Origin of the sequence: Paenibacillus sp. FSL H8-0537 (assembly GCF_038051995.1) — a bacterium.
In the GTDB taxonomy this organism is placed as follows: domain Bacteria; phylum Bacillota; class Bacilli; order Paenibacillales; family Paenibacillaceae; genus Pristimantibacillus.
Genome location: NZ_CP150290.1, coordinates 3,754,741 through 3,776,640, shown reverse-complemented (window position 1 = coordinate 3,776,640; position 21,900 = coordinate 3,754,741). Strand labels below are relative to the sequence as shown.

21 protein-coding genes are annotated in these 21,900 nt (G+C 46.8%); 19 read left to right on the top strand and 2 right to left on the bottom strand.

Annotated features, from left to right (window positions below; genetic code table 11):
- Positions 1-52: 52 nt before the first annotated feature.
- The 13 genes from MHB80_RS15815 (at position 53) to MHB80_RS15755 (ending at position 12,405) form a co-directional block, all read left to right on the top strand.
- The gene (locus tag MHB80_RS15815) at positions 53-2,581 is read left to right on the top strand and encodes a PBP1A family penicillin-binding protein (RefSeq protein WP_341277896.1); all 2,529 of its coding nucleotides are present in this window, start codon (positions 53-55) and stop codon (positions 2,579-2,581) included.
- Positions 2,582-2,614: 33 nt separating this feature from the next.
- Complete coding sequence (locus MHB80_RS15810) at positions 2,615-3,268, top strand: peptidylprolyl isomerase (protein WP_341277895.1); 654 nt, start codon at positions 2,615-2,617, stop codon at positions 3,266-3,268.
- A 180-nt stretch (positions 3,269-3,448) separates the two neighbouring features.
- Positions 3,449-4,006, top strand: a complete 558-nt coding sequence (locus MHB80_RS15805) for a DUF402 domain-containing protein (RefSeq protein WP_056028063.1) — start codon at positions 3,449-3,451, stop codon at positions 4,004-4,006.
- A complete protein-coding gene (locus MHB80_RS15800; RefSeq protein ID WP_341277894.1) occupies positions 4,003-4,656 on the top strand; it encodes a YdcF family protein in 654 nt (217 codons plus the stop codon). The genes MHB80_RS15805 and MHB80_RS15800 overlap by 4 nt, the downstream gene beginning before the upstream one ends.
- Before the next feature lie 181 nt (positions 4,657-4,837).
- Complete coding sequence (locus MHB80_RS15795; RefSeq protein WP_341277893.1) at positions 4,838-5,821, top strand: AAA family ATPase; 984 nt, start codon at positions 4,838-4,840, stop codon at positions 5,819-5,821.
- 35 nt (positions 5,822-5,856) lie between these two features.
- Entirely contained in the window at positions 5,857-7,149 is a 1,293-nt protein-coding gene (hflX, locus tag MHB80_RS15790) for a GTPase HflX (protein WP_341277892.1), read from the top strand.
- Positions 7,150-7,194: 45 nt separating this feature from the next.
- Positions 7,195-8,514 (top strand): methionine gamma-lyase family protein, encoded by a 1,320-nt coding sequence (locus MHB80_RS15785; RefSeq protein ID WP_341277891.1) that lies wholly within the window; start codon positions 7,195-7,197, stop codon positions 8,512-8,514.
- Between the two features lie 59 nt (positions 8,515-8,573).
- A complete protein-coding gene (locus tag MHB80_RS15780) occupies positions 8,574-8,984 on the top strand; it encodes a MerR family transcriptional regulator (RefSeq protein WP_341277890.1) in 411 nt (136 codons plus the stop codon).
- A 48-nt stretch (positions 8,985-9,032) separates the two neighbouring features.
- Complete coding sequence (glnA, locus tag MHB80_RS15775) at positions 9,033-10,361, top strand: type I glutamate--ammonia ligase (protein ID WP_341277889.1); 1,329 nt, start codon at positions 9,033-9,035, stop codon at positions 10,359-10,361.
- A gap of 383 nt (positions 10,362-10,744) precedes the next feature.
- A complete protein-coding gene (locus MHB80_RS15770; RefSeq protein ID WP_341277888.1) occupies positions 10,745-11,464 on the top strand; it encodes a hypothetical protein in 720 nt (239 codons plus the stop codon).
- Positions 11,409-11,918 carry an accessory gene regulator B family protein gene (locus MHB80_RS15765; protein WP_341277887.1) on the top strand — a complete coding sequence of 170 codons (510 nt, stop codon included), beginning with the start codon at positions 11,409-11,411 and terminating at the stop codon, positions 11,916-11,918. The genes MHB80_RS15770 and MHB80_RS15765 overlap by 56 nt, the downstream gene beginning before the upstream one ends.
- Positions 11,896-12,021, top strand: coding sequence for a hypothetical protein (locus MHB80_RS15760; RefSeq protein ID WP_341277886.1), 126 nt, complete (start codon positions 11,896-11,898; stop codon positions 12,019-12,021). The genes MHB80_RS15765 and MHB80_RS15760 overlap by 23 nt, the downstream gene beginning before the upstream one ends.
- A 12-nt stretch (positions 12,022-12,033) precedes the next feature.
- Positions 12,034-12,405, top strand: coding sequence for a dipeptidyl aminopeptidase (locus MHB80_RS15755; RefSeq protein WP_341277885.1), 372 nt, complete (start codon positions 12,034-12,036; stop codon positions 12,403-12,405).
- A 923-nt stretch (positions 12,406-13,328) separates the two neighbouring features.
- Here MHB80_RS15755 and lexA read toward each other — a convergent pair.
- Entirely contained in the window at positions 13,329-13,949 is a 621-nt protein-coding gene (gene lexA, locus MHB80_RS15750; RefSeq protein WP_046232543.1) for a transcriptional repressor LexA, read from the bottom strand.
- Between the two features lie 235 nt (positions 13,950-14,184).
- Between lexA and MHB80_RS15745 the strand changes: the two genes are divergently transcribed.
- The 5 genes from MHB80_RS15745 to MHB80_RS15725 all read left to right on the top strand — a co-directional run bounded on the left by MHB80_RS15745 (position 14,185) and on the right by MHB80_RS15725 (position 17,557).
- Positions 14,185-14,565 carry a LysM peptidoglycan-binding domain-containing protein gene (locus MHB80_RS15745; protein ID WP_341277884.1) on the top strand — a complete coding sequence of 127 codons (381 nt, stop codon included), beginning with the start codon at positions 14,185-14,187 and terminating at the stop codon, positions 14,563-14,565.
- A 348-nt stretch (positions 14,566-14,913) separates the two neighbouring features.
- Positions 14,914-15,117 (top strand): DUF896 domain-containing protein, encoded by a 204-nt coding sequence (locus MHB80_RS15740; protein WP_341277883.1) that lies wholly within the window; start codon positions 14,914-14,916, stop codon positions 15,115-15,117.
- 30 nt (positions 15,118-15,147) lie between these two features.
- Positions 15,148-16,134, top strand: a complete 987-nt coding sequence (locus tag MHB80_RS15735; protein ID WP_341277882.1) for an aldo/keto reductase — start codon at positions 15,148-15,150, stop codon at positions 16,132-16,134.
- Positions 16,135-16,240: 106 nt separating this feature from the next.
- Positions 16,241-16,747, top strand: a complete 507-nt coding sequence (locus MHB80_RS15730; RefSeq protein ID WP_341277881.1) for a hypothetical protein — start codon at positions 16,241-16,243, stop codon at positions 16,745-16,747.
- Between the two features lie 24 nt (positions 16,748-16,771).
- Complete coding sequence (locus MHB80_RS15725) at positions 16,772-17,557, top strand: HAD family hydrolase (RefSeq protein ID WP_341277880.1); 786 nt, start codon at positions 16,772-16,774, stop codon at positions 17,555-17,557.
- Between the two features lie 113 nt (positions 17,558-17,670).
- Here MHB80_RS15725 and MHB80_RS15720 read toward each other — a convergent pair whose 3' ends face one another.
- The gene (locus MHB80_RS15720; RefSeq protein ID WP_341282993.1) at positions 17,671-18,213 is read right to left on the bottom strand and encodes an acireductone dioxygenase; all 543 of its coding nucleotides are present in this window, start codon (positions 18,211-18,213) and stop codon (positions 17,671-17,673) included.
- A gap of 156 nt (positions 18,214-18,369) precedes the next feature.
- On the opposite strand from MHB80_RS15720, the gene metH reads away from it, so the two are divergent.
- A complete protein-coding gene (gene metH, locus MHB80_RS15715) occupies positions 18,370-21,816 on the top strand; it encodes a methionine synthase (protein ID WP_341277879.1) in 3,447 nt (1,148 codons plus the stop codon).
- Positions 21,817-21,900: the final 84 nt, after the last annotated feature.

Here is a 21,900-nt window from a genome sequence, read left to right as displayed (position 1 = left end):
ATAAATAAGAAGACAGACAGCTTCTAGGAAGAAGCGCAGGAGGGGAGTCACTATGGCTGATCGCAGGCAAAGAACACAACCTGAGAAGAAAACGAAGCCTAAGAAGAAAAGAAGAATGTCGGGGAAAACGTGGTTTTTCCTGTTGTTTTTCACTGTAGTTATTGCTATTGTGTGCGGTATCATCGGGTATTCGCTTATTATTTTGAATGGAGAGCGGATGCTTAAGGAAAGAGCCGATATGATGGTCATGGGCGAAGCATCCATTGTTTATGATGCGAATGGAGATGAAATTTCGCGATTGTCTACAGCAGAAGAAAATCGTGAAATTGCCGAATACGATGAAATTCCGAAGGAAATGATGAATGCAGTTGTGGCGACGGAGGATCAGCGTTTTTACGAGCATGCCGGCATCGACTTTTTTGCGATTGGACGGGCACTCGTCAAGGACGTTATCGCTCGCAGCGCGGTTGAGGGCGGAAGTACGATTACTCAGCAGCTAGCTAAAAATATGTTTTTATCCTCGGATAAAACGTTGTTCCGGAAAGCGACGGAAGCTTCCATTGCCGTAGCTTTGGAAAACAACAAGACGAAGGAAGAAATATTGACGCTTTATTTAAATCGGATTTACTTTGGTAAAGGAGTTTACGGTGTCAAGGGAGCTGCTAAATATTATTTCAACAGCGAGCTGAAGGACTTGAAGCTTTGGCAAATGGCTACGCTTGCCGGAATGCCGAAGGCGCCAAGCCGTTATAATCCTGTAAATGATGCGGAAGGCTCCAAGGTGCGCCGCGGAGTTGTACTTCAGCTAATGTATGATCAGGGCTACATTACGAAGGACGAAATGGATGAGGCGAAGGCCGTCGATTATGTGACTCCTCCTTCAGTAGAACAAAGCAAGGATGAGCCTTACAAAGCGTTTGTTGACTATGCAGTAGAAGAAGCATTGAGAGTGATGCCGGATATGACCGAAACGGACCTGCGCATCGGCGGTTACCGGATCTATACGACGCTCAATCCAAAAGCGCAAATGGTCGTCGAAAAAGAATTTGCCGACGATTCCAATTTCGAGGAAAGCGTTGACGATAAGAAGGTTCAGGGTGCAATGGTCATTATTGACCATCGGGACGGGGCTATCCAGGCTATCGCAGGCGGACGTGATTACGAACGCAAAGGCTTGAACCGCGTGGAATTGCCGCGGCAGCCAGGCTCAGCATTCAAGCCGATTACTTCTTACGGTCCGGCACTAGAAACCGGTCAATATTTTCCGTGGACAGTTTTGAAAAATGATAAAACCTGCTTTGGCAACTATTGCCCTAAAGATTCAAGAGGCGCAACGCCGATTACGATGCAGGAGGCGGTTAAGCATTCCCGCAACTTGCCTGCCGTATGGACGCTGAATGAAATTGGCGTTAGCAATGGCGTGAAATTTGCGACAAAGCTTGGTTTTAAACTGAGCGACCAGGATCGCAATCTTGCGATTGCGCTTGGCGGATTGACGGAAGGTGTTACACCGCTGCAGATGGCGACTGCTTACAGTACTTTTGCCAACAGCGGCCAAACCGTTGATTCACATACCATTAGAGAAATTACGACGAGCAGCAATACGGCTGTTTATACGTATAAAGCTCCGTCAGCAGACCAGGTCATGAATACTGATACCGCTTGGTATATGACCGAGATGCTGCAGACGGTTGTCCAATCTGGCGGTACGGGAACAGGTGCGGCAATAGATCGCCCAGTTGCCGGCAAGACGGGTACGACTCAGCACGGTATTCCTGGCTTTAACTCCAGCGCAAACCGTGATGCTTGGTTTGTAGGCTACACGCCAGAGTGGACTGCCGCTGTATGGATGGGGTACGATCGAACGGATGAGCAGCATGTGCTCAAGAAGAGCAGTGCCCAGTCGGCAGCCATGTTCTCCAAGGTGATGAAGCAGGCGATGGCAGACATGCCGAAGTCCAGCTTTAAGAAGCCGCAGGGCGTGAAAGAGCCGGTTAAAGAGGTAGGTGCAGTCACGAATTTTAATGCGGTGTTTGTGCCGGAGCAAATGAAAGTTGCTTTGTCATGGCAAGGTGCAGCAAGCAGCAGCATTTCGTATAAGGTTTATCGCAAAGCGATGGACCAAGCAGATTACAGCTTGTTTGTTGATGCTGCTGGTACAACGGTTGATGATATGTCAGTAGCACCAGGCATGACGTATGACTATTATGTCGTAGCGATCGATGCGGAAAATAACCTGACTAGCAAGCAGTCCGAGACGATTACCGTACAAATTCCCGAAACGGTTATTGATGTTCCGGACGTCCCGATGGATTCCATTGATCCAGATGAAGGTGAAATTGAACTGCCATCCTTCAGTCCTGACAGCGGCATGACGCCAACCCCGACGCCGGGCACGGAGACGCCTCCGGTTGAATCCATTGACCCAGGGACAGTTAGTCCCGAGCCAACGGATAACCCTGCTAGCCCTCCAGTAGAGGAAGGCTGGCAAAATGGCGGCAACGCAGGTGGCGAGGACAATCCGGCGAACGCGACGCCGGATCCCGCCCAAGGGGATGGAACGACTAACGAAGCCGGGTAGCAAGCGGCAATACGTAAGGAGCTGGTTACAAGAATGAGCAGGAAACAGTGGACGGTATGCAGTGCTTTTCTAATGGCACTCCTCATAATGACATTGCTTGCCGGCTGTGGAGCGAAAGGGAGCTTGACCAGTCAAGGAGCTGCGGCGGAATCCGGCAATGCCGAAAAGGTGATGCGCTGGGAGCGCATGCCGGAGATGGAGCTGGATCTCAATAAATCGTATACCGCCGTATTTACAACGAATAAAGGGAATTTTACTGTGAAGCTGTACGCTAATGAAGCGCCTATAACGGTAAATAACTTTGTTTTTCTGGCGCGCCATGGCTTCTATGACGGTTTGACGTTTCATCGCATTATTGAATCATTTATGATTCAGGGCGGTGATCCGCAAGGCAACGGCGTTGGGACACCTGGCTATTCGATTCCCGACGAGCTGGACACGGAAATTAAATATGAGCCCGGTATTGTTGCAATGGCCAATGCTGGAAAGCCGAATACAGGCGGCAGCCAATTTTTCATTTGCACAGGCTCCGGCTCCGAGAATCTGAATCAGAACCCGAACTATTCGATTTTCGGCAAAGTCATAAGCGGCATGGATACGGTGGCTGATATAGCCAAGACACCAGTTGACAATAATGAGCCGCTTGAAGATATCATTATTCAAAACATAGTCATCGAGGAAAAATAGCACTGCTATCGCCGTCCCGTCACCGGGGCGGCGATTTTGCAGTTTGGGAAAGTGGAGCTTGGTTTATTTTTCAAGTCGGGTGGAGATGCGCGGCTGGTTATGGTAAGCTTTTTACAAAGCTATCCTTTACCTCGAAAGCCGTTGCTTCAGGGCTTATCTCAACGGAAAGGTACGTTCCGTATGAAACGAAAATTTTCTGACCGTGCGAACTGGCGTCGCATTTTGCGCAAGAGCTACTCTTGCATCACGCTGGACAATGATGAGTTCCGAGGCTTGGTAACCTTTTACCGCATTCACGAATTGCGTGAGCCGCTTTGGAAAGAGTACAACGGACGTCGGCTGTGTCTGGCCGATCGTGGCTATTTGTGGATGCAGCATTTTCCTCGTGGCGAGCATTTTGTCGTGACGACGATGTTTGATGACAAGGGCCGTGTTGTACAGTGGTACATTGACATTTGCAAGACTCAGGGACTGACGGATCAACAGGTTCCCTGGTTCGATGATCTGTTCCTTGATGTAGTTGTGCTGCCAAGCGGAGAAGTGTTTCTGCTCGATGAGGATGAGCTTGAGGATGCGCTGCGTCAGGGCGATGTTACTGGTAAGGAGGCTGCTATGGCACGCAAGACAGCCGGCAGACTGCTTTCCAATATCCGCAATGGGCGTTTCCGTTATTTTACGCTAAGCTTGAAGCATCGCAAAAGCTTGGCGGAGAAGACAGGGGAGTTAAGCGAGTCATGAAGCAAATGCTAAGGACAGGGAGCAGCCGGCGCAAGCGGCGGACGAATAAGCGTCCGGGGCTGCTCCTGTTTCGTATGCTGGCATGGTGTACGGTTGCTGGGGTTTTCTGGTGTGGTTATGTGTTATGGGTCATTAACAGCTATGATGCTGCTAAAGAGAGCAAGAAAGCAGAGGTCGGTATTGTGCTCGGTGCCGCACTTTGGGACAATGTGCCAAGTCCAGCACTTAAAGAGCGTCTAAACTTTGCTTATAAGCTGTATGAGCAGGGCAAGGTGGACAAGCTCATTATGAGCGGCGGTCTTGATGCAGGAGGCGCAGTTGTCACAGAGGCGGCGGGAATGAAGACGTATTTGGTTGATAAAGGCATTCCAGAGGACAAGGTGCTGCTGGAGGATCAATCGACAAGCACATATGAGAATCTGCTGTTTAGCAAAACCATTATGGAGCGCGAAGGTTTTGCGAGCGCTTTAATTATTACCCATCAATTTCATGCGCCTAGAGCATTTGAAATTGCGAAATTTTTGAACTACACATCGGTTGAGGCTGCTGGTACGCCTTCACAGGTGTTGAAGCCGTGGAATGCTGAGGGGCGTGAGGTTTTGGCATACACGAAATGGAAGTTTGATGCCCTGATGCTCTGGCTAGGCTGACCATATGACAGCTATAGTTATAAAATCTGTTAATAGGACCGTTTATGCCTGAATACACTTGTAAAGCGGAACAATGCCCAAGCAGCGAGGCTGCTGCTAGGGAGCGGCTTCTGCTTGAATGCAGCGCTATGTATTTGCGCTCATTCCTAATGACAAGTGCGAAGGATAGGTGATGCGTCAGATGAGCGGACATGTCAAATCGGGCACTAATAGCGGACCCAGGCCTTCAAGGCAAATTAACGTTATTCTCAGAAGCCATGAGACGTATGCAGTTGCAGCTTCTGCGCCCCTGATTGAAAGCGAGTCTCTGTCAGCGGTGAAGCCTTTGCCTGCGAGCGACCATTTTGCTGAAATTCAGAAAGAGCTTGAGCCAATGGTCGGGATGGAAAATGTGAAAACGCTGATTTATGAAATTTATGCACTTCTCTATATAAGCCGCATGAGGACGGAAGCAGGCCTTTTTGGCGGCTCGCATGTGTACCATATGATTTTCAAAGGCAATCCCGGCACTGGAAAAACGACGATTGCCCGCATCGTCGCCAAGCTGTTTCAGAAAATGGGTGTGCTGTCGAAGGGCCATCTGATTGAGGTGGAGCGTGCAGACCTTGTAGGCGAATACATTGGCCACACGGCGCAGAAAACGCGTGATTTGGTTCGCAAGGCCATGGGCGGCGTACTGTTTGTCGATGAGGCTTACAGCCTTGCCAGAGGTGGAGAAAAAGATTTCGGCAAGGAAGCGATTGATACGCTTGTGAAGTGCATGGAGGATCGGCGCAATGATTTTGTGTTGATTCTAGCCGGCTATCCGGCCGAGATTGATCATTTTTTACTGACGAATCCTGGATTGCCTTCGCGGTTCCCGATTCAGATTGATTTTCCTGACTATTCGGTGGACCAATTAATCCAAATTTCTGAGCTGATGTCCAAGGATCGTGATTATCATTTGGCTCAGCAGTCCATATTTAAGTTAAGGCAGCATTTAATGACGGAGAAGCAAAATGACATTTTTTCCTTCAGCAATGCAAGATACGTTAGAAACATATTGGAAAAGGCGATTCGCCATCAGGCGGTGCGGCTGCTAAATCATTATGCAAGCGGTGTACCGCCAAAGCAGGATCTGATGACCATCAGGCCAGAGGACTTCAAATGGGAGCCGAAAGCTTGATGGGAGAAACAAAGAACGATTGAGAGGGTAAACATATGCGAGAAAAGACGCACGATACACAGACTGATATTCAGGATCGCGCTATATTGGTCACTTTGGTCACACAACAAATTAAACGCGGCTCCAGCGATCCGGAGCATTCGCTTGAGGAACTGGTTAAGCTTGCCGAAACGGCAGGCGTTGAAGTGCTCACAACCTTAACGCAAAACCGTGAAAAGCCCGATACAAAATGGTTTATCGGCAAAGGCAAGGCAGAGGAGCTACGTCTGGTTGCCGACGAAATGGGTGCGACAACCGCTATTTTTGATCAAGAGCTTTCTGGGGCGCAGGTACGTAATCTCGAAGAGATGCTGGATGTGAAAATTGTAGACCGCACGCAGCTTATTTTGGATATTTTCGCCCAGCGTGCAGGAACGCGCGAGGGGAACATACAAGTTGAGCTGGCTCAGCTCAGTTACTTGCTGCCGCGCTTGTCGGGACACGGCAAAAACCTGTCGCGTCTTGGCGGCGGCATCGGTACGCGCGGTCCCGGCGAGTCCAAGCTGGAGACAGATCGGCGCCATATTCGGGGGCGCATCACTGATCTTAAAGCTCAATTGGATGAAGTTGTTCGCCATCGGCATTTGTACCGCGAGCGCAGAAAGAAATCCGGCATCATTCAAGTAGCGCTGGTCGGCTATACGAATGCGGGTAAGTCGACGCTGCTCCGTCAGCTGACGGATGCCGACGTATACGTGGAGAATCAGCTGTTCGCCACGCTAGACCCAACTTCACGCACACTTGAGCTGCCTAACGGCCGAGAAGTGATTTTGACCGATACGGTTGGCTTTATTCAAAATCTCCCGCATGATCTCGTTGCCGCTTTCCGCGCGACGCTTGAGGAAGTGAACGAGGCGGACTTAGTGCTGCATGTCGTAGACAGCAGTTCGCCGATGCGTGATGAGCAAATGTCCGTTGTTGATCGCATTCTGAACGATCTCGGGGCAGCAGGCAAACCTACGCTGACGATCTATAATAAAATCGATCTTTGCTCGCCTGAGGAAGCCTACACGCTTCGTTCTGGTGGAGATTCTCTGATCATTAACGCATACAAGGAAGCCGACTTGAAGCAGCTTTGCGATACGATTCAGGAAAAGCTTATGGGGGATACAGTTGTGTTTGCGCTGCCAGCCGCCAGAGGCGATTTAATTGCGCTTGCTTATCGTACGGGAGAAGTAATTGAGCAAGAAGTGGATGGGGAAGAGGGAGAACTGCTTCGTCTGACCATTCAGTTGAGCAAACAGGATTATGAAGTGAACGGGCACCGTCTGCATCCTTATATCGTCTAAGGATGCTTTGGAGCCGATCGACAAAAGGGAGAGACTACAGCAGCAATGAACGGAAATAGCGGAGTTGACAATGGACGGAATGGCAATGAAGAAGATTTGGTATGGAAACGGCTTGAGGAGCTTGCTGAGGAAGCAGAGGAGCTTGCAGGCGATCGAATGAAGGCGGTTGACCGCATTGCAGAACGAAATCAATGGAAGGTCATTCAGGCTTTCCAGAAGCATCGAGTAAGCGATTACCATTTTAGCGGCTCTACTGGCTATGGCTATAATGACCGTGGGCGTGAAGTGCTTGATTTGGTATATGCCGATATTTTCGGTGCAGAGGCGGCGCTCGTTCGCCCTCATTTTGTGTCGGGAACACATACGATTAGCTGCGCCTTATTTGGGGTATTAAGACCTGGAGACGAACTTTTGTATGTGACGGGCACACCATATGATACGCTGCATAAAGTCATTGGCAAGCCGGGCGATGGAAAGGGCTCCTTGCAGGATTTTGGCATCCAATACAATGAGGTGGCTCTGCTGGAAGACGGCGGACTTGACTGGGCAGGAATTGAAGGAGCCATTACAGCGCAAACTAAAGTAATCGGCATTCAGCGCTCTCGCGGCTACAGCTGGCGTGCTTCTTTTACTGTGCAGCAAATTGGTGAAATAACGAGCCGCGTCAAGCAGATCAAGCCTGATGTGCTGGTGTTTGTGGACAATTGCTATGGTGAATTTACCGAGCTTTTGGAGCCGACCCAGGTTGGCGTTGATATAATGGCAGGTTCATTGATTAAAAATCCTGGAGGCGGTCTTGCCTCGACTGGCGGTTATATTGCCGGTACATCTGCGGCAGTCGAGGCGGCGGCTTACCGCTTGACTGCTCCGGGCATTGGTGGCGAGGTAGGTGCCATGCTGGGGACGCTTCGTTCGATTTACCAAGGGCTGTTTCTAGCCCCGCACTTAGTGGGACAAGCAGTTAAAGGCAGCGTACTAGCTTCGGCATTATTCACTCAGCTTGGATTTGATACGCAGCCTCACTGGGATACACCGCGCACGGATTTAATTCAAGCTGTCAAATTTGGCAGCGCGGAGCACCTGATTGCATTTGTACAGGGCATTCAGCAGGCAGCGGCAGTTGACTCCCATGTTACACCAGAGCCATGGGACATGCCAGGATATGAACATCCTGTCATAATGGCGGCAGGAACGTTTATTCAAGGCGGAAGCCTTGAGTTATCTGCAGATGCGCCAATTCGCGAGCCTTATATCGCTTACATGCAGGGTGGGCTTACGTTTGCCCATGCGAAATACGGTATTTTGACGGCATTGAAGCGTCTCGTTGTTGAAGGATTAATTGTAATTAAACCTCACACGACTTGACACTTCCTTGGTAGGACGTTAAAATAGATGTAAATGAGCGACTGGAAGGTTGATGTGATATGGCTGACGAGATACGTAGAAATATGGCCTTATTTCCAATAGGCATTGTAATGAAGCTTACTGATTTAACAGCCCGCCAAATTCGTTATTACGAGCAGCATGATTTGATAGTACCGGCTAGGACGGCTGGGAACCAGCGATTGTTTTCTTTTAATGATGTAGAACGGCTGCTGGAAATTAAAGCTTTAATTGAAAAGGGCGTCAACATAGCTGGAATCAAGCAGGTTATGAATCCGGTTTCCAAAGAATCCGACGATGCGACTATTGTAAGTGAGCAATCGGAGGTTACGCGTAAGGAACTGTCTGATGCCCAGCTTCACCGCATGCTCAAGCAGCAGCTATTGGAGAAACGGCCTGGTCAGGCCTCGCTTATACAGGGTCAGCTATCGCGTTTCTTGCACAAGCGCTAGGATGCAATCGTACCATTATAATCAAGCAAACAAGGGAGATGACTTTTAGTGAGCTATACTAAAGAGGATATCAAGAGAATTGCCGAGGAACAAAACGTAAGATTCATCCGCCTTCAATTTACAGATTTGCTGGGAACGATTAAAAACGTTGAAATTCCAATGAGCCAGTTGGATAAAGCGCTTGATAATAAAATGATGTTTGACGGTTCTTCCATCGAAGGTTATGTGCGTATTGAAGAATCTGACATGTACCTTTACCCTGATTTAGATACATGGGTTGTATTCCCATGGGTTGCACAGGATCGTGTAGCTCGTCTGATCTGTGATATTTATATGCCCGACGGCACACCGTTCGCAGGGGACCCGCGTGGTATTCTGAAACGTGCGCTGAATGAAGCGGAAGAAATGGGTTATACGGCGATGAACGTCGGTCCTGAACCGGAATTTTTCCTGTTTAAAACCGATGAGCGCGGCGAGCCTACAATGGAACTGAATGATCAAGGAGGATATTTTGACCTTGCTCCTATGGACTTGGGCGAAAACTGTCGCCGTGAAATCGTTTTGACGCTTGAGGAAATGGGCTTTGAAATCGAAGCATCTCACCACGAGGTTGCTCCAGGACAGCATGAAATTGATTTTAAATATGCAGATGCGATTAAAGCCGCTGACCAAATTCAAACGTTCAAGCTCGTTGTTAAAACGATTGCGAGAGAGCATGGTTTGCACGCTACATTTATGCCTAAGCCGCTGTTCGGCGTGAACGGATCGGGTATGCACTGTCACCAATCGCTGTTCCAAGGCAGCACCAACGTATTTTATGATGAGAGCGACAAGCTGGGCCTTAGCGCAACCGCTCGTTATTATATGGCAGGTATTTTGGAGCATGCTCGCGCAATGGCTGCTATTACGAATCCGACAATCAACTCGTACAAGCGTCTTGTACCAGGTTATGAAGCACCTTGCTATGTGGCATGGTCTGCAAGCAACCGTTCGCCAATGATCCGTATTCCGGCTTCAAGAGGACTGAGCACGCGCGTTGAAGTGCGTAACCCAGACCCTGCAGCTAATCCATATTTGGCACTAGCCGTTATGCTGAAAGCTGGCCTGGATGGCATCAAGAACAAAACGACTCTTCCAGCTCCAACAGACCGCAACATCTACATTATGACTGAGGAAGAGCGTATTGAATCCGGTGTGCCAAGCTTGCCGGTTGATCTTAAGGAAGCGTTGGACGAACTGCTTCGCAGCGATGTTATCTGCAGCGCGCTCGGCGAGCACGCTCTGGCTCACTTCTACGAGCTGAAAGAAATTGAGTGGGATATGTACAAGACGCAAGTTCACCAGTGGGAAAGAGATCAATATTTGACATTGTTCTAGAAGGTGAAACTCTTGGGACTCCCTGATTGTGAGACGGGGATCAAAACACCTTGAAAGATTAAGCAGCCAGTTGCCGGGAATCTTCCGGTGACTGGTTCTTTATTTCTATTCCATCGGGGCATTATCAGTGGGCATTTCCTGTAGGGAGATGCTTATGGTAATGCCTTTTCCCTTTACCGCAGCTCGGCAGGTATGAGATATATTTATGCTAATATGATTACAACTATGGAGCTGTCTTTCGAGATGTATGAAATAACCGTGTACATTCGTATAACATTAAAATTCTGTCTTGCCAACATAGTTGCGATCATGCAATGATGAATGTATTAAAATTAAAATTAAAATCGATATTCAAAATAAAATAAAAGATGGTGGCGCCATAAATGGAGACAGCGAGTTATCTGCTTTTTAGCATATTGGATGCAATTGCGATGGTTGTATTGATGATTAAATCGTATAGGCAGCCACTTGCAGCATATAAATGGAATATCCTTTACGTATGTGTTGGAGTCGCCTGTTGGTCATATGTCGTCCGGGTTGTTATTGGCTTATCTCCCTACATAGATATATTTGGGCAATTTTTAATCTTTGCAGCGTTTTTTCGGTATTCTCTGAAAATTAGACTTGTTTATTCTGGTTTGATGGTAGCAGTAGGATATGCTGCCTATGTATGCATACAGTTTCCGATCTATTTTGCTGTGACTGCACTAGGTGTTAGCGATGTTGTTGCTCAAAATACGGGAGGCAACGGGGTTATTGCGATTCAATTTTTCACAGATACCGCTTCGTTGATGGTCGGATGGCTGATATCATTGTTTAATTATGGGTTTACTTTCATTGTCATTCCACCGCATGACTTAAGCCGCAAGGAGAAACTATTCACCGGAACGAATGGAATGCTTGCCGTATCAACATTGGCTGCAGCAGCAATAATCACGACATCTTTATATTTGACCGTTCATTACGATGCAGCCTTGTACGCGTACCCCTTGGTATTATTGATACTTGGCACCCTGTATTTCCTCTCTAGAAGGAGGGAATCAGAAGATGATAGAATTTTTATCACAAAAAACGGCGCTATTCATAAAAAGGTTAGATCCTAAGGGCGACGTGTCTGTAGAAGTGATGGCATTTTCTTTGGGGAATTGGATTTGTTCTGCGACTATAATCGTATTCACATTGATATTTGGGATTGCAACAGAATCTTTTATACCGTCATTAATCGGTCTATTGGCTTTTTGGATACTGAGAAAGTTTACTGGTGGCTTTCATTTCAAGTCTCTTACAACGTGTGTGGTTGTCTCAACTTTTCTTTTATCTATTATTCCACATATTGTCTTAAGTGGCACGGTCATGATAATATTGATATTGTTGAGTTTAACGTTATTGATTTGCTGGGGTAGAGGCAGTGAAAGGAATTTACCTTTGTTGCTCATTTTGTTAAATATATTTTTTCAATCAGATGTTGTTGCGTTAGCTTTCTTCGCTCAAATGGTATTGGTAATCATTCATCAAAGGGATGGAGGTGTTGAATATGATGCAAAAATTAGCGCGTAAAATTGCAGAGAAACTGCAAAAAGACGCTGAACGTTCCGTCGCAACTGGAAACCGGAAAGGGTTCATTGGGGCTCAACCAATCCCGAAAGAACTTCGTAAGTAGAGTGGTTATTATATGGATCTAACGACTGAGATTTTAGGACAACGAATTTACGATGGGGAAATCGATGGAGAGCAATTTGATACATTCAAATTAGGTGAAGTTTTTTTTGTAGATATATTTCAGCCCAAAAAAAACTATCATATCCCGAGATTCCATACCACTAAGGGCCTTTTTACATTTATAACGACACTAGAAGCATGTAAACAAATATTTTTGCCACTGGGATTTGTTGCATTGGATGTTAACAACCTCGTGAACGTACAACATATTATAGAGGTTACTAAAACATTCTACGCCATAACTGCGCATTTTGAAGGTGGTTACACAGCAAATGTAGCTAAGGGGAAATTGCCTTTAGTAGAACATTTACTAAAAAAGAGCTAAATCCAGAAATGGGTTAGCTCTTTTTTAATACACATTTTCATTATTATGTCAATAAAAATCGGTACTAGTATCGAACGTGTAAATAATTCGACAAAAAACGACAAAATGTATTGGTATCCTGTGTTATATTAAAAATGTAAAACAGAGGGAAACGAATATCATTATAGAGACAGAGATATTAAAGCAGCAATGATCGATTTCCATGCAGCGGGGAGATAAAGCCGCACTACATCTCGTCTCACAGTTCAGCGAACGGGAACTAGTTTCACTTCACTATACTGCTGAGTGCGGGATGTTGAGCTCTTCCTCGCTGGGTTCGATCAGATTCACAGCATCGAATGAATGAATGATTAAACAATAGCATAAGTAGTTCCGATAACCGAATGTAACTTCGGAGAAGGCTGACGCAAGCATGACTGATGTAGATATCAGTAGTGCTCTCGTCAGCCTTTTTATATGTAGTTAGTTATTGATTCGACACTACTGATTGTGATGAAACAAAGTTAAGTGAAGTGAATAGTCTGAATATTTTTATATATTTTTAATAATTAGGTCCAAATTCCTAAAATATACATCTCTTGCAAACGTAACGAACGGCTTAAGCGCTCCGGTATCGCAGAAATAGATAAGATGGAGGGCCGACAGTTTGAGAAATATCTTGGACTTCTTCAGAGGTCCATAGCTACAGGGTAACAGTGACACAGGCAGCAGGGTCATTTCCAATAGTGGATATACAGAAGCTGCAGTCACATTAGCCAAATCAAATGCGGTTACTAAATGTCGTCATACCGAAGCAGTCTGAGTAGAAAGTACGAGAGCTAGAAAAAATCCTCTGCCTAAATAAAAAAGCTGCATCCAGCCCGTTTCTTATGCGGGCAAGGATACAGCTTTCTTCATGTATGAAGAGTATGAAATATAAACGATTAATGGAAATCCCGGAACAAGCCAATGACTTTGCCTAAAATCGTAACATTCTTCAGGCGAATAGGTTCCATTGTTACGTTCTCAGGTTGGAGACGGATATGATCCTTCTCACGGTAAAAGGTTTTGACCGTTGCTTCATCGTGCTCAGTCATAGCGACCACAATATCACCGTTAGTAGCGGTTTGCTGCTGGCGCACAATAACGTAGTCGCCGTTATGTATGCCTGCTTCAATCATGCTCTCTCCAATGACATTCAGAATGAATACATCATCATCACCTACATAATGGGAAGAGATTGGGAAATATTCTTCAATATTCTCGGTAGCGGTAATCGGCACACCTGCAGTAACTTTACCGACGATCGGTACATGGGTAACAGCAGGGCGTATAATTCCATCGACATCTTCCTGGTCCAAAATCTCGATAGCACGTGGCTTAGTCGGATCGCGGCGGATAAGTCCTTTCTTCTCCAGACGGTCCAGATGACCATGTACGGTTGAGCTTGAAGCAAGTCCAACTGCTTCTCCAATTTCACGTACGGAAGGCGGATAACCCTTCTCGCGAACTTCGTTCTTTATAAATTCCAGAATCGACTGCTGGCGATTGGAAGCTTTGGACAACATGATCACTCCAGTTCACGCACTCCATGATGAGTGCGACAAGATTTTTGATTGAAACTTTGATTCAGGCACTGCATTCGAAGCGCAATATGAGTATTTATTTCTCAAATTATAACATGGAACCGCCGTTCGTACAAACATAAGTTCCTAAAAACAAAAGTTCGCATTGTGTGTTGACCGCAAACAAATGTTCGTGTTAATATCAAAACAGAACAAACGTTTGGGAGTGAGGGCAATGATCATTTATCCAGAATCCTATCAATCTATTTTTTCTGAGAAAGCACCTGTTAAGGTGGCAAAGATGAAATCGCAAATCAACATGGCTGCAGTTAGCAACTACGCTTTGAAGTTGGCAGTGTGTCTGGCCCTGTTTATTGTATTGTTTTCTGGTTTTTTATTGGTGCGTACAGAAGCTTCAGTAAATCATGTTGCACCAGCGTCTGCTGGAGAGCAGATGGTAGTAGTCGCACAAGGCGATACATTATGGGAGATTGCACGTAAATATTCGGACAGTTCTGATGATATACGCTGGTCCGTCTTTCAAATACGGGAGCGCAACCGGCTGTCGTCACCGGATATATGGCCTGGGCAGAAGCTGGTCATTCCTTCATCCTAGTGTCGTTTAGCAACAATCCTCTTTGGTATAGAAAGGTGCCAGCTTGATAGAAATCATATAGCTGAACTTTGGAGCTCAGGAAGTGCCAATACGCTATCTAAAATACAGAATAGATCGGAACAATGATAGCATTATCGTTGTACGATCTATTCTGTATTTAATTACACCCCCATTTTCTTGAAATATAGGAAATTATATGATTTTCTTATCCTTTCTCTATATTTCTCGGACTGAATCGCGCTGCGCCGCCAAAGGACGGTGACAGCCGTTTCACCTTGACAACAGCGTATTGGTAATGTCAAAGTAGAAAGAGTTTGGGAAAAGTACAGCAAGTGAGGTGAGCAACCAATGGAAGAGCTTATTGCAAGAATTAATGAATTATCCCGTAAAAATAAAACGATCGGTTTGACGCCCGAGGAACTGACGGAACGGGCTGAGCTGCGCAGTAAATATATGGAGCAGTTTAAAAGTAATTTTCGCCAGCAGCTTGATACGATTAAGTTCGTAGAAGATGAAGAGAATGAAGCGGAAGACGAGAAGCCACAGCATTAATCATTTTAATGGGAGAGGCGGGCTTTATTTATGAAATACCAATTGCTTGGACGTAGTGGACTGGCTGTTTCTGAACTTTGTCTTGGAACAATGACGTTTGGCAATACAACGAATGAACAGGATTCGCTTGAAATGATCAATCGTTTTGTTGAACGAGGTGGTAATTTTTTAGATACGGCTAACGTTTATGTAAGCGGACGCTCTGAAGAGATAGTTGGGAAAGCCATTAAAGGGCGTCGTTCGGAGATGGTCGTTGCGACGAAAGTTAGAATGACAACATCGCCTGATATTAATGGAGTAGGCTTGTCCCGCAAGCATATTATGGACGGCGTTGAAGCGAGCCTTAAGCGACTGCAAACCGACTACATTGACTTGTATCAGGTTCACGTATGGGATCATGCTACACCGATTGAAGAGACGCTGCGGACGCTCGATGACCTTGTCACATCAGGCAAGGTACGTTATATCGGCTGTTCCAACTTTTTTGCGTGGCAGCTTATGAAATCCTTAGCTTGGAGCGATGCTAGTCGTTATGTACGCTTTGTTTCGCTGCAGCCTCAATATAGCCTTGTCAGCCGTCAAATGGATCGCGAAATGATGTCACTTTGTCTGGAAGAAAACGTGGGTGTTATACCATGGGCTCCGCTTGGTGGCGGTTTTCTGACGGGCAGGTATGATCGCACTGAGCCGACAGAGGGCAGATTGACTAGCAAAGTAGGCGAAAGCGCTTGGGCAAATCGGGCAAGTGAGCACAATTTTGCTGTTTTGGATGCTGTAGTAGCGGCCGCCAAGGAGCTTGATAAAACACCTGCTCAAGTTTCATTAAATTGGCTGCTGCAGAGGGAAGGCATTACGTCCCCAATCTTTGGAGCTAGTACGCTTGCGCAATATGAGGATAATATGGGAGCTGTCGGCTGGTCGATGCCTGAAGAGGTATGGAATCGTCTGGACGAGGTCAGTGCGCTTGCCGAAGACTATCCGAATCGTTTTATTGCAAAATTCAAACGCCCGTTTTAACAGAGTGCAGTGGAAGCTATAGATAAACAGTGTCAGTCTGCATCACTTGTCAAACTAGAACGATAAAGTTTGATTTTGTGAGGCAGCATTATAAGGAGGAACGATTTTGTCACGTACATGGGAGCGCAAAGTGCGCCGAAATACGAATCAAATTAATAAAAATCGCAAAAAACAAGGCGGTCCGAGCTTTAAGCCTGCTGGACCCCAGTCAGATCGTTTTGTTGGCCGCAGCTATATTGCACCGATTTTGCTCCTACTGTTTATTGCCATGTACGTTATTCTTGCACAAATGGACCCGCAATTTAAATTCGACACCTTGCTGGGTGTGACGATTGGCTGTTATGTATTTCTGGCAATTGTGTTTTTCCTGCGGCGCCCGTATATTACAATCGGTAAAAACTATGTTCAAACTCGCAAGCTGACTGGAGACAAGCGTCTAGGTGCAGAGGCGATCAAGACGATTCGCGTACAGCCTGGCTATGTGTCGATTGAACCGCAAAAAGGGTCGACGTGGGCATTTTCACGAGCATTTCATCGGTATCCAACGGATGAAATCAGCGCGAAATTAGAGCAGTTTGCCAAAGAAAACGGCATAACATACGAACAAAAATAAATCGACCAGGAGAGTCTGTGAACAATGGCAAAGCTAGCGGTATTATTTGATTTGGATGACACGCTGCTATGGGATGACCGTAGTGTGCAAGAAGCATTTGATGCGACCTGTCAAGCAGGTGCGGAAGCAGCGGGCGTAGATGCGGTAGAGCTGGAGGAAGCTGTCCGCAAGGAGGCTCGCAGCCTATATGAATCGTATGAAACGTTCCCTTTTACGAAAATGATCGGAATTAATCCTTTCGAAGGCCTATGGGCCAACTTCCGTGAGGGAGAGCAGGAAGAGTTCAGAAAGCTGGAGCAGCTTGCACCAACTTATCGTCGTGAAGCATGGACGAAAGGACTTAAAGCACTTGGCGTTGACGATCAAGAGCTTGGTGCCAGACTGGCCGAGCAGTTTCCAGCAGAGCGTAGGGCGCGCCCGATCGTTTATGATGAAACGTTCCGACTGCTAGATGCGCTAAAGGGCAAATATAAGCTGCTGCTGCTGACGAACGGTTCTCCAGATTTGCAGCAGGAGAAGCTTACAGGCGTTCCACAGCTTGCTCCTTATTTTGATCATATCATTATTTCTGGCGCTTTCGGAGAAGGCAAGCCGGCAGCTTCGATTTTCCGCCATGCGCTGGACAGCCTGGGCATTGAACCGGAGCAGGGCGTTATGGTTGGGGACAAATTGACAACGGATATTCTGGGTGCTAATACGATTGGAATGGATTCGGTATGGATTAATCGCCATGGCGCTGTTCGCTCGGATGAAATTGTGCCTACATATGAAATCAAGCATTTAGAGGAATTGCTGCCGCTGCTGGGGTAATCGCGTATACTCGCGCCATTGCTGCTGCATAAGCATAAAAAGAAGCCCCTTGGTCCATTGGAAATGGCTCATGGGGCTTCTGCATATAATGACGAAAGTCAATAATGATATAATCAAGCTTTTGAGAAAGCAGGGTCTTCGAATGGGTGGGCAATCCAGCCTTCTGTTTCAATAAACAGACGAACAGCAACGATTTGGCGGTTGTCCATCAAAGTAAAGAAGTGAGGAATCGTTTCTGGAACCGAAATAACGTCTCCAGCTTCCAGCTCAACGTCGAAATAACCGACTTCTTCGCTGCCTTTAATAATAAAGATGCCGCGTCCGGCTGTAATTGCGCGTACTTCATCTTCTGTGTGCGTATGCACTTGCTCAAAACGTTTCAGAATATCATCAAGACCTGGTGTAGCGTCTGAAAGGGCAACAATATCCCATGTTTTGTAACCGCGACGCTGGGCAAGCTCACGAATTTCAACATCGTAAGTAGCGAGAATTTCCGCTTTCTCTTCATCGGATAATATAAATTTATCTTGCAGATGGCCTGGCAACTTGCTAGCATCCCAGTGTTCATAAAGGACTTCTTGGCTTTCCAAAAACGCGCGAACGTTCTGCTCGCCCGATATTCTTTCCTCAGTATTGCGAATTCTAATCTCAGCCATCACAATTCCCTCTTTTCCTATTGAAATTAAATGTTATATTAAATATATACTGATTATAATGCAAAATCAGTGGATTGTCGATTGCAATTGCTTTTCACATTGCGACGATTCTGTTAAACTGAACTTTAGTGATTTTCACAGGAAGGGTGCAGGAAATTGTCGAAACCAACCATACAAGAAATGATGCAAAAGCGGATATTGATTTTGGACGGCGCAATGGGAACGATGATTCAGCAGGCTGATCTTACCGAGGATGATTTTGGCGGCGAGGATATGGATGGGTGTAATGAAATACTCGTGCTGACGCGTCCTGATGTCATCCGTACTATACATGAACAATATTTAGAGGCAGGCACGGACATTTTGGAAACGAATACGTTCGGAGCTACAAGCGTCGTACTGGCTGAATACGATATACCTGAAAAGGCGCGCGAAATTAACCTTGCTGCGGCAAAAATTGCCCGTGAAGCGGCGGATAAATATTCGACACCTGAGCATCCGCGTTATGTGGCAGGGGCGCTTGGTCCGACGACGAAGACGCTTTCCGTAACAGGCGGGGTTACTTTTGAAGAGCTTGTAGACAGCTATTACGAGCAAGTTGTTGCGCTCATGGAGGCGGATGTAGATGCGCTGCTTCTGGAAACATCCCAGGATACGCTTAATGTGAAAGCGGGCAGCATCGGCATTCGCAATGCATTTGAGACGATGGGACGCGAGCTTCCGATTATGATTTCGGGAACGATTGAGCCTATGGGAACGACGCTGGCCGGTCAAAGCATTGAATCCTTCTACATTTCGCTGGAGCATTTGAAGCCAATATCCATGGGGCTGAACTGTGCGACGGGCCCTGAGTTTATGCGTGACCATATTCGTACCCTAAGCGAAATTGCCAATTCGGCAGTCAGCTGTTATCCGAATGCAGGCTTGCCGGATGAGAACGGGAATTATCATGAGTCCCCGGAATCGCTGGCGAAAAAAATGTCTGCTTTTGCCGAGCAGGGCTGGCTGAACATTGCTGGCGGCTGCTGCGGTACGACGCCGGAACATATCCGCGCACTTGTCGAGACGATGGCGAAATATCCGCCGCGTACCAAATATGGTGAGCATCCTGCAGCGGTATCCGGCATTGATACCGTCTATATTGAGCCTGAAAACCGCCCGATTATGATTGGGGAGCGCACGAATATTTCCGGCTCGCGGAAGTTCAAGCGTCTCATTAAGGAAGAGAAGTTTGACGAAGCTTCGGAAATTGCCAGAGCGCAAGTAAAAGGCGGAGCCCATGTCATTGATATTAACTTGCAGGATACGGATATTGATGAAGCATACGCCGTTCATAATTTTTTACCACAAGTCGTCAAGAAGATTAAAGTGCCGCTCATGCTCGATTCAACCTACGATCATATTATCGAGCTGGGCCTTAAATATTCGCAAGGCAAAGCAATCATTAACTCCATTAACTTGGAGGATGGCGAAGCTAAGTTTGAAAAAATTCTTCCCCTTATCCATCAATATGGCGCAGCTGTTGTTATGATTTTAATTGATGAGCGCGGTCAAGCGGTTAGCCGGGAAGCGAAGCTCGAAGTAGCAGAGCGTTCTTATAATTTGCTAGTGGATAAATACGGAATGAATCCAGAGGATATTATTTTTGACCCGAATATGTTCCCGGTTGGCTCTGGCGACCCGCAATATATTGGCTCTGCAGTGGAGACGATTGAGGGTATTAAGCTAATCAAAGAAAAATATCCGCTAGCCAAAACCATTCTTGGTCTCAGCAACATTTCATTCGGTTTGCCGGATGCGGGCCGCGAGGTGCTTAACTCGGTTTATTTGTACCATTGTACAAAAGCGGGACTCGATTATGCGATTGTGAACACCGAGAAGCTGGAGCGATACGCTTCGATTCCTGAAGAGGAGCGCAGACTGGCGGAGGAATTGATTTTTAATACGACGGATGAGACGCTAGCTGCTTTCGTTGCAGCCTTCCGCGAGAAGAAAGTGGTCAAGAAGGAGCTAATCTCCAACCTGACGCTCGAGGAAAGACTCGGTTCCTATGTCGTTGAAGGCACGAAGGAAGGGCTGCTTCCTGATCTGGATTTGGCGCTTGCCAAATATACGGCGCTGGAGGTCATTAATGGACCGCTCATGCGGGGGATGGAAGAGGTCGGCAGACTGTTTAATAATAATGAGCTGATTGTGGCAGAGGTACTGCAAAGCGCAGAGGTCATGAAAGCTTCGGTTGCTCATTTGGAGCAATTTATGGAGAAGGATGAATCGTCCGTAAAAGGGAAAATTATATTGGCGACGGTAAAAGGCGATGTGCATGATATCGGCAAAAACCTCGTTGAGATTATTTTGTCCAACAACGGTTACAAAATTATAAATCTCGGCATTAAAGTACCGCCTGAGAAGCTTATAGAAGCTTATCGCAATGAAAAGGCGGATGCGATTGGCCTGTCGGGCTTGCTCGTTAAATCTGCGCAGCAGATGGTCATTACGGCTCAGGATATGCGCAGTGCAGGCATTGACGCGCCGATTCTTGTCGGTGGTGCGGCGTTGACCCGGAAATTTACGAAGACGCGGATTGGTCCGGAATATGACGGCTTGGTGCTGTACGCCAAGGATGCAATGGACGGGCTTGATATTGCCAATAAGCTGATGGATAAGAACCACCGTCAACGGATGGAAGATGAAATGGCCGAATACAAAGCATCGGGCGGCGAAGAAGAGGTTCAAAGCAAAGAGCTGCCTAAGCTTACCCGGATCGAGCGTTCGAAAATTTCTGTAGACGCTCCTGTGTACATTCCACCTGATTTGGATCGCCATATTTTGCGCGATGTTCCGCTGCCGCATATTATTCCTTATATCAATATGCAAATGCTGCTCGGTCATCATCTTGGCCTGAAGGGCAATGTAGAAAACCTGCTGAAGGAAAAGAACGAGAAGGCGGTTCATCTCAAAGAAACGGTTGACAACATTTTGCATGAAGGAACGACGAACGGGATTTTAAAGGCTAACGGTATGTACCGCTTCTTCCCGGCGCAGTCCTCAGGCAACGATATTATTATTTATGACGCTAAAGATCAGACGAAGGAAATCAAACGCTTCACCTTCCCGCGCCAGCAGGTAGAGCCATTCCTTTGTTTGGCTGATTTCCTGAAGCCTGTAGATAGTGGCATCATGGATTATGTTGGATTCCTCGTCGTAACGGCTGGCGAAGGTATTCGTGATTTGGCAGGGCAATGGAAGGATCAAGGCGACTACTTGCGTTCGCACGCGCTGCAATCGGTTGCGCTTGAGGTGGCAGAAGGGCTTGCTGAGCGCGTCCACCATATGATGCGGGATATTTGGGGCTACCCAGATCCGCATACGATGACGATGAAGCAGCGCCACGGCGCACGTTATCAAGGGATTCGCGTATCGTTTGGCTATCCGGCCTGTCCGGATCTGGAAGATCAAGGCCCATTGTTCGAGCTGATGAAGCCGGAGGATATTGGGGTTGAGTTGACAGAAGGCTTTATGATGGAGCCAGAAGCATCGGTATCTGCGATGGTATTTTCCCATCCGGAAGCGCAATATTTTAACGTTGAAAAGGTTGAGCGTTAGGGAGCATAAATAGCAACATGAATAGCAGGGAAAGCCTCCGTAAAATCGTTTTTAACGATTGGCGGAGGCTTTATCCTATTTTTG